We start from the raw sequence: 15,309 nt of genomic DNA, 5'->3' as shown, positions 1-15,309 counted from the left end.
TTGCTTAATCCTCGATCAGGCTATCGAGCCACGCATATTGGGCTTTGCTTTGATGCAGCACCTGCATGCTTTTCGCCGCACAAATCAAACTGTCAGCATTGTTCACCGCCAGGTGCGCTCGCATCTGCGGGTTTGCATTGAACAGGTCAACCGCCGCCTGAAGGTCCAGGTCGTCGCCGATTCCCAGGTAATCGCTGACACCGAACAAAAAGGCATCGTGGTCATCCGAAAAAGACTTCAAATAATCGACCGTCAATCCACCGCGCATGATCGCTTCGGAGACACCGCGCTCTGGAACGTCATAAACAGCTAGCGAATCCCCATCCAGCAAACGGCCCAGACGGCTGTCCAGATAGAAATAATCCGCTGCATTGGGCCCGATCGCCTGGAATCGGTCGACCCTGTTGGTATGCAACATTTCATGTCCCAACGACAGGCTCAAAAGCCCGGGCTGCATGTAGTTGCGATTGATGAACAGCCGGCCGTGAAAATCTCTTTTGTACATCCACGCCGCGCTATTGTTGTCCGCATCAACCCCGATAAACTTCTCGCCTCCCCAAACCCCTTGATACTCCCTGGAAAGCGCCAGGCCACGCCCGACTGCATCGGTGAATCGCGGCATAACGGCGCGGTGATCGGCGCCAAAGAAACTTTTGTACACCGCGTCGGCGTCCGGGTATTTCAGGCCGATGACGTGGTTGGCATCAGAGAAGATGCTTTCGACCGCTTTCAGCTCCGAGCGAATGATCGCCGCCTGTTCCGGCGAGAACTGCTTCAACCCGCGTGCGACCAGCGTGCCCTCCTGCGCCGCCGTGTACTCGAACGAGTCATCGTTACCGGTATGAACCCGGTTTTTTTCGGCGTAGTCGGTTCTGACCTCACGTATGAGCTGATCAATGTCGATATCAATCACTTTGCCCGGATCGGGCAAAGGCCGAGGCCGTTCGAGTGACCAGATCTTGCTGCGCGGATCAAAAAACAGCGCTGGCCCCAGCGCTGCCGATTCAGAGACCAGCGCTGCCCGATATTCACCGGCGATGCCGGTTTCCCGAACCAGAACGATCTCGCCGGGAGCGATATCGACATAGTTTCGGTTCTTGAACACCCTGAGGCCCTGAGCATTGGCTGCGGGCAAGTTGGCCGGTGCTCTCAAGCTGTAGCGCTCAAGTGTTTTGATCGTCGGATGCAGGGGCGTGACCTGGGCAGAATGCAACGGAGTAATCGTGATGACGGAGGGCGACGGGTCAGCAGGCGAAACCGCCTCCATGCCTGATAGGTCCGCGTCAGGGCGGTGGATCTTCACCGGCGTCCCATCGCCGGATGGCGTACTGCCGGCTCTTTTACGGGTTGGCGTTGCATCCGTCGAGTGACGGCGGGTCGACGAGGTGGAGCCGGGGTTGCGAACAATGCCCATGAAAAATCCTTTTTTTGAGTGAATCCCCCCGAAGAAAAAAACAGGGCAGATATCGCGACAGTCGTCTATCGCGCAGGCGTCATTACATCCCGGAGCGAACCGCAGAGTGCGGTACATATGTATTGCACAGTCGTTGGGGTTTTATGCTTTGCCGTGAGGAGCGATTCACACCGAAAAGGGAAAATTTCGTACAGGAAAATCAGAGAGCCTACAGGCCTGTTCTCTTTCCTTTGCAGGACATTTCCTAGATCATTCCGAGCGCTTGCGCCTGCCAAATCCGGTGGCTAGTCTCGGCCCGTCACTGCTCATCAGTGATCGGGTTTAGTCGCCCGGGTCCTACCGGGCGCACAGCGCCACCTTGTCTCAGGTGATTTCTCCTGCCTGATCGTAATGGTGGCTGTGCGCAGGGCACCTTCGGGTGCGCCGGGTAGCCTGGTGACCGGTCGACTAACCTGTGTGCAGCCGCCACCCCTGCTCGTTTAGTCGCGATCTTGGTTGGCTCCAATCATCACTAGGAGTTTTACCTATGAAAAAGATCGTCCCCGATCCACCTTCAGAAAAAACCACCGAAAACGAACCCTCCGACGAGCAGCTCAAAGACCGCTCCGCGCTGTACCGCGCCATCGATTTCTACCTCACCGGCAAACAACCCTCCCCGCCTGATGAACTGCGTTTCTACAACGTCAGCGAAGACGTCAGTTTTGAAGACGCACAGCTCTATCTCGCCGATCTTCTGCGCTGTGCTTCCGTTTCGGCGTATCAGTGTGGCGATCATCTGAAAGGCGCGGACCGGGCCATGGTGTTTTCGGTCTGGCATTTGCTGGAGATTGCCAAGGCAATGGTGGATCGCTCGATTGATTGTCTGGGGATGAAGAAGAGCTGAAAATTTGGTGGCTGTGCGTGGGGCACCTTCGGGTGTACCGGTTTTCCTATTGACCGGCCTACTACCTGCGTGCAGCCGCCACCCAATCATTTCCTTTCATGGCGTATATTCGGCCAATCTCAATCGCCCACGCAGTCCAACCATGAAACAGACCCCCACCGACCTCGAACAGATCACCGCCACCACGCTCGGCCACTACAACTCGGTGGCCGAAGACTTCCGTGAGGGCACCCGCGATCACGATGTCAGCCAGAACATCGACGCACTGTTGCGGCATATTCAGGGTGTGGCGCCGTTCAGCATTCTTGATTTCGGCTGTGGGCCGGGGCGGGACTTGCAGGCGTTCACGCGTATGGGCCACGTCGCGGTCGGCCTCGACGGCTCGGAGAAGTTTGCGCAGATGGCCCGCGAGGACAGTGGCTGCGAAGTGTGGTGCCAGGATTTCCTCAAGCTGGATCTGCCCGAAGAGCGCTTCGACGGGATCTTCGCCAACGCCGTGCTGTTTCATGTGCCGTTGCAGGAACTGCCACGGGTTTTAGGGCAACTGCGAAGCACGATGAAACCGGGTGGTGTGCTGTTCAGCTCCAACCCGCGCGGGGATAACCAGGAGGGCTGGAACGGATCGCGTTTTGGCGCGTATCACGACCTGCAAGCGTGGCGCGGCCTGTTGACCGCTGCCGGGTTCGTCGAACTGGAACATTACTTCCGTCCGGCAGGGTTGCCACGCGAACAGCAGCCTTGGCTGGCCAGCGTCTGGCGCAAGGTCTGAGTCAGGGCAAGGTCTGCACCCGATAGTGGCTGACCGCATCGTCCGGCGTTAGCACGGTGATGCTTTCGCCCGGCAAGGTTCGGCCATCCACGTCACGCGCGGCTTGATCGAAGTTGGCCAACAGTCGAGTGCCGTCCTCAAAGGACGTTTGCTGAACCCGTCGATCCTCGCTCAGCCATTGGAAACCGGTGAGTGCCTGCGTCGCCAGGCGCTCATGCAGCGGGCGGAAGAACGCATCCTGACGCGCAATCAGTGGCAAGCGTTGCGCCAGCGTCGCCGCGCTCAGGTGATACAGCGGCGGTACGTTGTAGAGCAATTGCGTGAGTTCGTTTTCCACCTGCACGTTGCTCAACTTCAGGCTGTCGAACAGCCAGTGATGGCTGGTGATGACCGAGCCGTGAAACACCGCCTGGTACAGCGGCAATCGGCTGGCTGGATCAAAGTGAATACGCCGGTACGATTCTTTGATCGACACGGGTTTGAAGAACACCGCCGGTTGCTCGGGTGGATACCATTGCCCGGTGAAGTATTCGGAGTCGGGGTTCTTGCTCATATCGGCGTCACCCCAACCGATCACCGGTGTCTGCATGCCATGGGCGAACAGCACGCCTTGAGCCGTCGTCGCGTTACCGTCTTCGGAACCGCTGGGCAGTTGCAGCGTTTCGTTGATCCAGCGTGAGGCCTGAACGTTACCCTCGGCGTTTTGCGCCTGGGTCATGGTCGCGCCGGGCCGGTAGCTGTCGAACACCATGCCCGCCGCATAGGCATCGAGGAACCAGCTGTTGAAACCGGTGGCGGCGCTGATGGCTTTGATGCGCTTCTCAAGTAAGGGACGCACGCAACGCGGATCGGTGTAGTGACCGGACTGCTGAAAGCCGGTTTTCGCCACGCCGCTTTCCAGCACGATGGCGCAGTCCACATTGGCCTTGTCGCCCAGGTGCGCGGTGGTCCAGTCCGGGTTCTCGGCACGGCTCAGCGCCGTTTCGTAAGAGTCATACGGCGCGATCAGATACCCTGCCGCCACGCCCGCGCGAACCGCCTCCGGATGCCACAGCCCGCCCTCCCATCCATCGCCGAGTCCCAGCCACAAGCGCGGCAGTCCTGCGTTCTGCAACCGTTCGATGGTATCGAGCGAAAGGCTGCTGCCCCAACGCGCGGAGTCGACAGTCAAGACACCCGCGAAATCGGCGGCCAATTGGCTGCGCAGTGCTGCGTAGCCGCTGACCAATGCCTGCATGTCCGGCACCGCTCGAGCCTGCCAGGTTTTGCGCGCCTGAGCGGCCAGCGCGCGGTTGATCCCGCGCAACAGCACGGTCTGCTGATAGCTGTTGAGCACGGTTTCGCTGGCGAGCATCTGCAACGCTTCACGATCCATCCCGGCCCGTAGCGCACTGGCAAGTCTGGTTTGGCCACGTAATTTGCCGAGCAGCGCCGGCCAGTTGCGCACATCTTTTTGCCCCAGCAGATCATTGCCCCACAGATAGACATGACTGGCGCCCAGCAACTTGCGCGCCTGCGGGGTGTTCTCGAGCTTGCTGCTCAAGGTTTCGAAACGGCCGTTATCGATCAGCCATTGCCGATAGCGCTTGGTGCCGGCCAACGGATCGGCGTCGCCCAGAAACAGGCTGAAGGTCAGCGGCGTCGACGGTGCGAGTGAAGTGAAATGATGCCGCGCCGCCAACGCCAGCGCGTCGCCGTCAGCGCTGAACTGCAGTTGGTTGTTGTAGGGATTGCTCAGCAACCAGCTAAGGCTGAAGCCCTCGTGCTCGACACCCCACAGCGGCAGGCTCAGATCCTGAGTGCTGTCGAACTGGCCCTGATCCACCAGAAACGCCTGCCACAGCGGATCGCCGCGCGGCACGTAATGCCCTTCGGCGAGCGGCCAGATCAGTCCTTTACCCATCGCACTGCCGGGTTGGCGCAGGAACTCCAGTTCAGCGGGATCACGGGCGGTGATCGAGAAGCTCAGGTCACGCTGATCGAGTTCAACGCTGAGCGACCAGGCGCCATCGTCCCATTGCCAGTCGAGGCGATTGCCGCGCCTGAGCAACTGGCTGACCTTGTGCGCATCAACACCCGTCGATGCCTGCACGGTCGCGCTGTCGGCCGGGGTCACACGCACCGCGAGGGTCGCTGGATCGATTTGCACCCGCCATAACGAATTTTCCAGCAGCGTTTCGGCCACCGATGAGGGCGACAGGCACAGGCCGACCATCAGCAGCAGTTGGCGCAGCCAGCAAGTGACAGTCGACATCGGGCGTCCCTCCTCCAAATGGAGGAAGGACGGTAACGCAATCGACCGGGGTTGTAAGTCAGACCGTTCCCAAAGGTGTAACGGGAGCAATCAATGGTTCGATGAGGCTGAGTCCTTCTTCGGCTCGCGAATCTTGTACCAGGCCACGTACAGCGCCGGTAGAAACAGCAGCGTCAGCAGCGTCGCAATCACGATCCCGCCAATCATCGCGTAAGCCATCGGCCCCCAGAACACTTCCCGGGCAATCGGGATCATGCCCATGCTGGCCGCCGCTGCCGTCAGCAGAATCGGCCGGCGTCGATGTTCAGTGGCTTCCACCACCGCGTCCCACGGCGCCAGCCCCTTCTTCTCGAACTCATCGATCTGCGTCACGAGGATCACCGAGTTGCGGATGATGATGCCGATCAGCGCCAGAATCCCGAGGATCGCCACGAACCCCATGGGCGTACCGGTCGGCACCAGCGCCAGCACCACGCCGATCAGCCCCAGCGGCGCGACACTCGCCACCAGAAACATCTTCTGCACGCTGTGCAACTGGATCATCAGGAAAGTCGCCATCAAAAACAGCATCAATGGCAGCACTTTGGCAATCGGCCCCTGAGCCTTGCCGCTCTCCTCGACCGTACCGCCAGTGGCGACTTTGTAGCCGACCGGCAGTTTTTCGGCGAAGGCATCGATCGCCGGTTTGAGCAGTTTCACCAGGTCGGTCGGCTGAATCTCGTCGCGCACCGACGCCTTGATGGTGATGGTCGGCAAACGGTCGCGACGCCACACCAGCGGCTGTTCCAGCTCGTAACGCACGGTGGCGAACGCCAGCAGCGGAATCGACGTGCCGCCCGGCGTGACGATTTGCAGGTTCTGCAGGGTTTCCGGCGTACCGCGCTCCGAATCCACGGCGCGACCGACCACGTTGATCAGGTAGATATCGTCATCGACCTGGGTCAACGGCGAGCCGCTGACGATGCTGTTCATCAGGTTCGCCACGTCTTCGGACGACAGCCCGAGCTGGCGCGCCTTGTCTTGGGCGATGTCGATGCGCAGGACTTTGCCCGGCTCGTTCCAGTCGTAAATGATCTCGCCGATGTGCGGGTTCTTGTCCAGTTCGGTGGCCAGATCGATGGCGTGCTTGCGCACCTGATCGATGTCCTTGCCGCTGACCCGGTACTGGATCGGGCGACCCACGGGCGGCCCCATTTCCAACGCCTGCACGTAACTGCCGATACCGACGAAGTCCTTGTGCAAACGCTCACGCAGACGCTGGCTCAGGGCTTCGCGGGCCTCGAAGTCTTTGCTGACGATGACCAGTTGCGCGTAGTACGGGTTCTGTAATTGTTGATCGAGCGGCAGGTAGAAACGGATCGCACCCTGGCCGATGTAAGTGCTCCAGCGCACGATGTCCGGATCCCCCTTGAGGGTTTCCTCCAGCTTGTCGACGGCCTTGCGGGTTTCGTCGATGGAAGCGTTTTGCGGCAGGTTCAGGTCGACCAGAATTTCCGGGCGATCCGAGGACGGGAAAAACTGGTTCTGCACAAAACGCATGCAAAACACCGCCAGCACAAAGCACACGACCGTAATGCCAATCGCCCACCAGCGGTTGCGCATCGACCACAACAGACCATGGTTGAACGCACGACCGACGCGCCCGGGCTCGGCCGCATGGGGTTTCACGTTGGCGCTGAGGATGTGCACGCCGATCACCGGCGCAAAGAACACCGCCACCACCCACGACACCAACATCGCCACGGCGATGACCGCAAACAGCGTGAACGTGTATTCACCCGCCGAACTGGCGTTGAGGCCGATGGGCACAAAACCGGCCACGGTCACCAGCGTACCGGTGAGCATCGGGAACGCCGTCGAGGTGTAGGCGAACGTCGCCGCCTGCTCCCGGGTCTCGCCCATTTCCAGGCGTGTGACCATCATCTCCACGGTGATCATCGCGTCGTCGACTAACAGGCCGAGGGCGATAATCAGTGCGCCAAGGGAGATCCGCTGCATGGTGATGCCGCTGTATTCCATGAACACAAACACCATCGCCAGCACCAGCGGAATCGAGCACGCCACCACCAGCCCGGCACGCACGCCGAGGCTGATGAAGCTCACCACCAACACGATAATCACCGCCTCGAACAAGGCGCTGGTGAAGCCGCCGACGGCCTCTTCCACCACCACGGCCTGATCGGAAACCGTGTGCACGCCGACGCCTACCGGCAAGTCGGCGGTGAGTTGATCGATGCGCGCGTGCAGCGCTTTACCGAACTCCTGAACGTTGCCGCCCTTCTGCATGGCAATCGCCAGACCGATCGCCGGTTTGCCATCAAAACGGAACTCCGGCGTAGCCGGATCGACGTAACCGCGACTGATATCGGCAATGTCGGCCAGACGATAGAAGCGGTCATTGAGCTTGAGATTGACCTCGGCCAGATCCTTCTCCGAGGCGAACTGCCCCGACGTGCGCACGGAAATCCGCTCCGGCCCGGCCTCGATCACTCCGGCGGGTGTCACCGCGTTCTGCGATTGCAGGCTCTGCACCACTTGGCGCTGATCGATGCCCAGCGCCGCCAGTTTGCGCGTGGAGAAGTTCAGGTAAATCACTTCGTCCTGCTGGCCGACCATCTCGATCTTGCCCAGCCCCGGCACATTGCGGATCTCGGCGCGCGCCTGTTCTACGTAATCGCGCAACTGGCGCATGGTCAGGCCGTCGGCGGTAAACGCGTACACTGAGCCGTAGACGTCACCGAACTCGTCATTGAATCCCGGCCCTTGAATGCCCTTGGGAAACTGCCCGCGAATGTCGTCGATCTTCTTGCGCACCTGATACCAGATTTGCGGGATGTCCTTGGCGCTGGTGGTGTCGCGCAGGTACACATACACCGTCGATTCGCCGGGGCGGGTGTAGCTTTTCACGTAGTCGAGCGAATCCAGTTCTTCGAGTTTTTTCTCGATGCGGTCAGTGACTTGCTTGAGGGTCTCCTCTTGGGTCGCGCCCGGCCACTTGGTCTGGATCACCATGGTCTTGATGGTGAATGACGGATCTTCTTCACGGCCCAGATTGAAGTAAGAAAACACCCCCATCAGCAGTGCAACGAACATCAGATACCAGACGAACGACTGATGCTTGAGGGCCCATTCGGAGAGGTTGAAAGAGCCTTTCATTGACTGTCCTCGTCAAGTTTCACGGATTGTCCGGGTTTGAGGCTGTTCACGCCGGCGCTGACAACCTGCTCGCCGTTCTTCACACCGCCGGCCAGCACCACAGTGCCATCGGTGCGGCTGATCACGCTGACGTCGCGCGGGTTGACGGTTTTGTTTTGGGTATCGATCACCCAGATCCGCGTTTTACCGTCGACCTCCTGTATCGCCGTGGCGGGCAATTCGATGCGCGGCTTGATCGCCGAACTGAGGGTCACGCTGATCGCCGTGCCGAGACGGAACCCGGGTGGCGTTTCGGCCAGGGTCAAACGGGCGCGACGGGTACGCGTCGCACTTTGCGCCTGCGGTTCGATTTCGCGGATGGTCGCTGTGGTGTTAATGCTCGGATCGAGTTGCGCGGCCACCAGAAACACCACGTCGCTGGGGATCTGATCGACCAGTGTGTCCGGCAGATCGATCACGGCTTCCTTGATGTCCGGTTGCGCCAGCGTCACCACTTGCTGGCCGGCGGTGACCACTTGCCCGGCTTCGGCGTTCCACGCGGTGACCACGGCTTTGTGGTCGGAACGCAGCTGGGTGTAGTCGAGTTGATCCTTGCTCTGGTTGACCGCCGCCCGCGCCTGCTCCAGCGAGGCCTGGGTGGTTTTCAAATCAGTGGTGGCGATGTCCAGTTGCGCTTGCGCGCCGACTCCGCGATCAAACAGCGCTTGCTGACGCCGGGCGTTGGCCTGTGCATTGATCAGTTGCGCCTGAACCCTGGCCAGATCGCCTTGGGCAGAGCGCAACTGGTTCTGTTGGTCGGAGGGGTCGAGCGTGGCGAGCAGCGTGCCCTTCTCGACTTCGGCACCGACGTCGACGTTGCGGCTGGCGATGCGCCCGCCGACACGGAAACCGGTGTTGCTCTCGTAGCGCGCCTGAATGCTGCCGGCGAAACGGCCGAGGGTTTCCTCGTTCAGCGCCTGGACCTTGATCGACAGCACCGGCCGCACCGGCTCCGGCGGCGGTTCGTTTTTCGAGCAGGCGGCCAACAACACAGCCACGGACAACAGCCCCAGACGCCTCATGGCTGTGCTCCCGGTTGCAGATCTTTATAAGTGTTTTCGGCGATCTCGACTTTAATGCCCGGGTGCAACAACTGCCCGCCGGCGACGACGACTTTCTCGCCGCCCTTGAGGCCTTCGCTGATGATGACTTTGCCGGTCAGATAGCGCCCGACCGTGACCGTGTGCAATTGCACCAGCCCCTGCTCATCGACCATCCACACGGCGGGGTCGCTGATGTTTTTGGTCAGGGCCGACCATGGCAGCTCGACCGCCGATTTGCCGGTGCCTTTGGCGGTGGCGCTGACTACCGAACCGAGTTGCATGCCCGGCGGCAGTTTGTCGAGGGTGACTTTGACTTGCACGGTACCGGACTGCGCAGACACCGCCGGGGTGATTTCGCGCACGGTGCCGGTGGTTTTGATGTTGGGGTTGTCGAGCAGGCTGACCACAATCGAGCGATCTGACGGCCGCTCGGCCAGCAGCGATTCGTACACGTTGAACACCGCATCACGGTCGCCGTCACGGGCCAGACTGAAAATCGGTGCGGTGGCCTGCACCACTTGGCCGACCTCGGCCTGACGCTCGGTGATGATCCCTGGGGCATCGGCAATCAGCGAGGTGTAGCTGAGCTGATCCTTGGCGTTGGCCAGTTGCGCCTGCGCCGCGCTCAATGCGCTTTGGCTACTGCGCAACGCCGCCTGGGCGGAATCGTATTCGCTCTGGCTGGTGTAACCCTTAGGCAACAGTTTTTGCTGGCGCACGAATGCCGCCGCAGTCTGCTTGACCCGCGCCTGTTCGGCGACGACTTGAGCTTGAGCCGAGTCGACGTTGGTCTGCAAATCCTTGGGATCGAGTTTGGCCAGCACTTGCCTGGCCGTGACACGGTCACCGACATCGACCATGCGCTGAATGATCTTGCCGCCAACGCGGAACGACAATTCAGTCTGCACGCGGGCCTGCACGTCACCGGTGAGAGTCACGGCAGCCGCGTAATCCGCGGGCTTGACCTCTTGCACAAAGACCCGTGGCAGGTACTCCTGCGGGGCTTTTTCCTCGCCACAGGCGGCGAGCAAAGTGAACAGGCCCAGCATGACCACTGTTTTCAATCCGGGACTCGCCATGCAGACTCCTTCCTTTGTACGAACGTGCAAGTGACGATACGACTGTGAGCTTAGAACAGGGTTCAACGTTCGCCTTGGGGAACTCGACATTAAAGAGAAGGATTTTCATGCTCAAGACCCTCGCGGTGGCCAATTACCGCTCGATCAATAAATTGGTAATCCCGTTGGGCCGGCTGAACCTGATCACCGGCCCCAACGGCAGCGGCAAGTCCAACCTCTATCGGGCCTTGCGTCTGTTGGCGGAGACCGCACAGGGCGGCGTGGTCAATGCGCTCGCTCGTGAGGGCGGGCTGGACTCGACCTTCTGGGCCGGTCCGGAAACCATCAGTCGACGCATGCGCAACGGAGAGGTGGCGATCGAGCCGACGGTGCGCCAGGGCGTGAAGCGTTTGCGCCTGGGGTTTGCCGGGGAGGATTTCAGTTATTCGATCAGCCTGGGGTTGCCCGACTCCAACGGCCATTTCATGTTGCCCGAGCACGCACAGCCGATGCCCTCGCTTTTCAGCCTTGATCCGCAAGTCAAACGCGAATGCATCTGGGCCGGGCCGCTCTATCGCCCGGCCAGCCTGCTGGTGGATCGCGACGGGCCGATGATCCGCGCTCGCGCCGAGCGCAAATGGGATGTGCTGGCGCAACACACGCCGAACTTCGACAGCCTGTTCGATCAGGTCGGCAGCTTGCGCAGCTCACCGGAAGTGTTCCAGATGCGCGAATTCATCCGCCGCTGGCGCTTCTACGATCATTTTCGCAGCGACGCCGACGCCCCGGTGCGCCAGCCGCAACTGGGCACGCGCACACCAGTGTTGCATCACGATGGGCGAGATCTGGCGGCAGCGTTGCAAACCATCATTGAAATCGGTGACCCCGAAGCGTTGCATACGGCGATCAGCGATGCGTTCCCGGGCGCACGACTGCGCATCGAACCGCAATCCGGCGGACGCTTTGCCATCGAGTTTTATCAGGAAGGGTTGCTGCGACCGCTTTCGGCGGCAGAGCTGTCGGATGGCACGTTGCGCTATCTGCTGCTGATCGCCGCACTGCTGACGCCACGACCGCCGTCGCTGATGGTGCTGAACGAACCGGAAACCAGTCTGCACCCGGATCTGTTGCCGGCATTGGCGCGGTTGATCATTCGCGCCTCGCAGGAGTGTCAGGTGTGGGTGGTGTCCCACGCTCGGCGCTTGATTTCGGCGTTGCAGGAAGACCCGGAGTGCAATTGCATCGTGCTGGAGAAAACGCTGGGGCAGACCGGAATTGTCGGGCAGCGGGTGCTGGATGAGCCGGCGTGGAATTGGCCTGACTGAGTGAGGCGTCCGGCCAAAAGCCCCTCACCCTAACCCTCTCCCGGGGGGAGAGGGGACTGATTGGGGGATGCTTCAGAGATACGCCGAACTGATCATGCTGTACCGGATCCATAATCGACTCGGTATTTCAGGTCGATGTTCGACGCAAGACAACTCGGTCGGCCCCCTCTCCCTCCGGGAGAGGGCTGGGGTGAGGGGAAAGTCTCACCGCCGATCTACCAGGCACTCACCCCTGCCACTTGCCACCCTCAACAATCACGCTCTCAGGCTTGGTGTCATCACTCAATTCTTTACGCACATATTGGTCGTACAGCTTGAGCAGATATTTCTCTTCACCCAGTTTGGCCAATTCGGTATTCACCCAGTCACGCAACTCGATGTTGCCCTTCTTCACCGCCGGTGCAATCGGCGCTTCCGCACCCAGTTTCTCGTCCAGCACGCGATAGCCCGGGTTCTGCTTGGCCCAGCTGAACAGCACCAGATTGTCCTGCGCATAGGCATCGCCACGACCATTGGCCAGGGCTTGCAGCGACTCGGAGTTTTTCTCGAACTTCAGCAGCTTCCAGTCCGGGTGATTCTTGGTCAGCCAGATATCCGCCGTCGTACCCGTGGTAACGATGGTGGTGCGAGTCGCCAAGTCATCGAGGTTTTTCACTGAGCTGTTCTGCGGCACCAATGCCTGCACCGCCACCTTGAGGTTCGGATTGGTGAATTCCACCGCTTCCTTGCGCTCCGGCGTCACGGTCATGTTGGCGAGGATCAGGTCGACCTTGTCGCTTTGCAGGAAGGGAATGCGGCTGGCCGGTTCCACCGCGACGAACTCGACCTTGTTCTCGTCGCCGAGCAGATCCTTGGCGAATTGGCGGCCGATGTCGGTATCGAAACCGACGTAACGCCCGGCCTCATCGACGAAGCCGAACGGCGGCTTGTCGGTAAAGACGCCGACGATCAATTTGTCGCGGGCTTTGATCTTGTCCAGATAACCGGCCGGCGCGGTGCTTTCGCTGGCGACTTTGGGCTTTGGCGGTTCTTCGGTTTTATTGCAGCCGGCGAGCAATGCGAGGCTGAGGAGAGGCAGTAAAAAAGCGGCAGTTTTCATAGCAGTTCCAGTTCCTTTGTCAGATTCGTTTTTGGCAGTGTTGCAACGAAGGAGAACTTCTCCAGGAACTGCTGCGCGCGTGCGGTTTGCGGGTTCGTAAAGAAAATCTCGGGCGGGGTCTGTTCAAGGATGCGCCCGGCATCCATGAACACGATGCGGTCGGCCACCGCGCGGGCGAAGGCCATTTCATGGGTGACGATCAACAGGGTCATGCCCTCGCGGGCCAGGCCCTGAATCACTTGCAGCACTTCCTTGACCATCTCTGGATCGAGGGCGGCGGTGACCTCGTCGAAGAGCATCACCCGTGGGTTCATGCACAGCGAACGGATGATGGCGATGCGTTGTTGCTGGCCACCGGAGAGCTGTCTTGGATAAGCATCGCGCTTGTCCGCCAGACCGACGCGATCAAGCAAGGCTTCGGCTTGTTGCTGCGCTTCGCGGCGCTGACGCTTCTGCACTTTGAGCGGGCCGAGCAGCACGTTGTCGAGCACACTCATGTGCGGGAACAGGTGATAACTCTGGAACACCATGCCGATCTGCTGACGCACTTCGCGCCAGTCGGTGGTCTTGTCCAGCAGTTCGCGCCCGGCAAATTTCAGGCTGCCACTGTGAGCGCTTTCCAGACCGTTGAGGCAACGCAGCAAAGTGCTTTTGCCGCAACCGCTGGGGCCGAGGATGACGATCACTTCGCCTGACTGCACTTGCAGGTCGACGCCGTTGAGCACCTGTTGCTCGCCGTAGAATTTGTTGAAACCGTGAAACTCGATCAATGCACTCATGCTTGCGTCCAGCGCCGCTCCAGCACGCGCGAGGCGGCCGAGAGCGGGTAGCAGATGAAAAAGAAAAACAGGAACAGCGCGCCGTAGATCAGCACCGATTCGTAGGTGCGCTCGATGATCTGCTGGCCGACCTTGATCACGTCGACCACGCCGATCAGCACCGCCAGCGAACTGGTCTTGATGATTCGCGTGTAGACGTTGATGGTCGGCGGCGTCATGCGTTTCAGCGCTTGCGGCAGCAGCACGTAACCGAAGAGCTGCGGGGCGCTCAAGCCAATCGACAACCCCGCCTCACGCTGCCCGCGCGGCAACGAATGCAATGCGCCGCGCGCCACTTCACCCACTTCGCTGGCGCCCCACAGCGACAACACCAGCACCGCGCACCAGAAGCTCGGCAGACTGACGCCGAAGAAAATCGGCAGACCAAAAAACAGCAAGTACAGCCAGACCAGCACCGGAATCGCCCGGAACAGCTCCAGATACACCCGCAGAATCGCGTTCAGCCACGTCACGTTAAGCGTGCGCAACACGCCGTAAAGCACGCCGCCGACGGTGCTGATGGCGATACTCAAGAAAGAGATCGACAAGGTTTGCCCGGCGCCTTTTGCCAGTTGCGGCAACGACACCCAAAGCAGTTCAAGACCCGAACTGGCCATGCTGGAGCCTCCTTTCCAGACGGCTGAGCAACAGCGACAGCGGCAAAAACAGCAGCACGCAAATCAGCGTCAGCACGGCGAGCATTTCGTAGGTTTTGTAGTAGAGCGCGATGTAGCTCTTGGTGGTGTAGAGGATTTCCGGCACCGCCACCGCCGAGACCACGGTGGTTTCCTTCAGCAGGAAAATGAAATTGGCGAACAGCGACGGCAGGCTGAGGATCCCCGCTTGCGGCAGGATCACGTAGCGCAACAACTGGCCGTCGGACAGGCCGATGGAGCGGCCCGATTCCAGTTGCGCCTGCGGCACCGCATCGACGCCCGCACGCAGCACTTCGGTGAGATAGGCGCCACCGAGGAAGGTCATGGTGATGATCGCGGCGGTGAAGCCGGAGACTTTGATCCCCAGCGCCGGCAAGGCGAAATAAACGAAGAACAACTGGATCAGCAACGGCGTGTTGCGCGCCAGCTCCACATACAGGCCGACGGCGCGCTGCAAGTAAGGCGTGCGGAACACCAGAATCGTCGCATTGAGCAGCGCCACCAGCAGCGAGGTGCCAATGGCGATCGAACCGACCTGCAGCGTCACGCCCACGGCTTTGAGAAACGCCGGCAGGGTGCTGAGCATAAAAGCGTAATCGAAGGTCATGAAACGTCCTGTACGCCGCTCGGTAAGCGACGGTGGTGCAGTCCATGGACAGCGGATAACTGCCCGGCAGGAAGCGACTTTATAGGTATAAAAACGAGAATTTAAATACCGTTAAAGCATATTGATATCACCCAAAAAACTATCCTGTGGGTTTGCCGGGAAGGAATAAGAAGGCTATTTTTCCTTTC

General features: G+C 60.2%; 12 protein-coding genes. 3 read left to right on the top strand and 9 right to left on the bottom strand.

Annotated elements, in window-relative coordinates:
- Positions 1-4: 4 nt before the first annotated feature.
- On the bottom strand, positions 5-1,414 hold the full coding sequence (locus IAI51_RS16135) for a hypothetical protein (RefSeq protein ID WP_262410355.1): 1,410 nt from the start codon (positions 1,412-1,414) through the stop codon (positions 5-7).
- Positions 1,415-1,940: 526 nt separating this feature from the next.
- Here IAI51_RS16135 and IAI51_RS16130 point away from each other — a divergent pair.
- Positions 1,941-2,297 carry a DUF6124 family protein gene (locus tag IAI51_RS16130; protein WP_187679375.1) on the top strand — a complete coding sequence of 119 codons (357 nt, stop codon included), beginning with the start codon at positions 1,941-1,943 and terminating at the stop codon, positions 2,295-2,297.
- A 142-nt stretch (positions 2,298-2,439) separates the two neighbouring features.
- A complete protein-coding gene (locus tag IAI51_RS16125) occupies positions 2,440-3,066 on the top strand; it encodes a class I SAM-dependent methyltransferase (RefSeq protein WP_187679374.1) in 627 nt (208 codons plus the stop codon).
- A gap of 1 nt (position 3,067) precedes the next feature.
- Here the strand turns inward: IAI51_RS16125 and IAI51_RS16120 are convergent, their stop codons facing one another.
- The 4 genes from IAI51_RS16120 to IAI51_RS16105 form a co-directional block, all read right to left on the bottom strand.
- Entirely contained in the window at positions 3,068-5,320 is a 2,253-nt protein-coding gene (locus IAI51_RS16120; RefSeq protein WP_187679373.1) for a glycoside hydrolase, read from the bottom strand.
- A 90-nt stretch (positions 5,321-5,410) separates the two neighbouring features.
- Positions 5,411-8,476 carry an efflux RND transporter permease subunit gene (locus IAI51_RS16115; RefSeq protein ID WP_187679372.1) on the bottom strand — a complete coding sequence of 1,022 codons (3,066 nt, stop codon included), beginning with the start codon at positions 8,474-8,476 and terminating at the stop codon, positions 5,411-5,413.
- A complete protein-coding gene (locus IAI51_RS16110; protein ID WP_187679371.1) occupies positions 8,473-9,537 on the bottom strand; it encodes an efflux RND transporter periplasmic adaptor subunit in 1,065 nt (354 codons plus the stop codon). Before IAI51_RS16110 ends, IAI51_RS16115 begins: the two co-directional genes overlap by 4 nt.
- The gene (locus tag IAI51_RS16105; RefSeq protein WP_187679370.1) at positions 9,534-10,637 is read right to left on the bottom strand and encodes an efflux RND transporter periplasmic adaptor subunit; all 1,104 of its coding nucleotides are present in this window, start codon (positions 10,635-10,637) and stop codon (positions 9,534-9,536) included. Before IAI51_RS16105 ends, IAI51_RS16110 begins: the two co-directional genes overlap by 4 nt.
- A gap of 107 nt (positions 10,638-10,744) precedes the next feature.
- On the opposite strand from IAI51_RS16105, the gene IAI51_RS16100 reads away from it, so the two are divergent.
- Positions 10,745-11,941 (top strand): AAA family ATPase, encoded by a 1,197-nt coding sequence (locus IAI51_RS16100; RefSeq protein ID WP_187679369.1) that lies wholly within the window; start codon positions 10,745-10,747, stop codon positions 11,939-11,941.
- A 226-nt stretch (positions 11,942-12,167) separates the two neighbouring features.
- Here IAI51_RS16100 and IAI51_RS16095 read toward each other — a convergent pair whose 3' ends face one another.
- From IAI51_RS16095 to IAI51_RS16080, 4 genes are read right to left on the bottom strand one after another with little or no spacing between them, the layout of a single operon-like run.
- Complete coding sequence (locus IAI51_RS16095; RefSeq protein ID WP_187679368.1) at positions 12,168-13,040, bottom strand: transporter substrate-binding domain-containing protein; 873 nt, start codon at positions 13,038-13,040, stop codon at positions 12,168-12,170.
- Complete coding sequence (locus IAI51_RS16090; RefSeq protein WP_187679367.1) at positions 13,037-13,819, bottom strand: amino acid ABC transporter ATP-binding protein; 783 nt, start codon at positions 13,817-13,819, stop codon at positions 13,037-13,039. The genes IAI51_RS16095 and IAI51_RS16090 overlap by 4 nt, the downstream gene beginning before the upstream one ends.
- Positions 13,816-14,475 carry an amino acid ABC transporter permease gene (locus IAI51_RS16085; protein WP_187679366.1) on the bottom strand — a complete coding sequence of 220 codons (660 nt, stop codon included), beginning with the start codon at positions 14,473-14,475 and terminating at the stop codon, positions 13,816-13,818. The genes IAI51_RS16090 and IAI51_RS16085 overlap by 4 nt, the downstream gene beginning before the upstream one ends.
- Entirely contained in the window at positions 14,456-15,121 is a 666-nt protein-coding gene (locus tag IAI51_RS16080; RefSeq protein ID WP_187679365.1) for an amino acid ABC transporter permease, read from the bottom strand. Before IAI51_RS16080 ends, IAI51_RS16085 begins: the two co-directional genes overlap by 20 nt.
- Between the last annotated feature and the right edge of the window lie 188 nt (positions 15,122-15,309).

It is taken from the genome of Pseudomonas sp. N40(2020) (assembly GCF_014472415.1).
Classification (GTDB): Bacteria; Pseudomonadota; Gammaproteobacteria; order Pseudomonadales; family Pseudomonadaceae; genus Aquipseudomonas.
The sequence above is the reverse complement of the archived record's forward strand: the minus strand, read 5'-3'. Positions and strand labels throughout refer to the sequence as shown.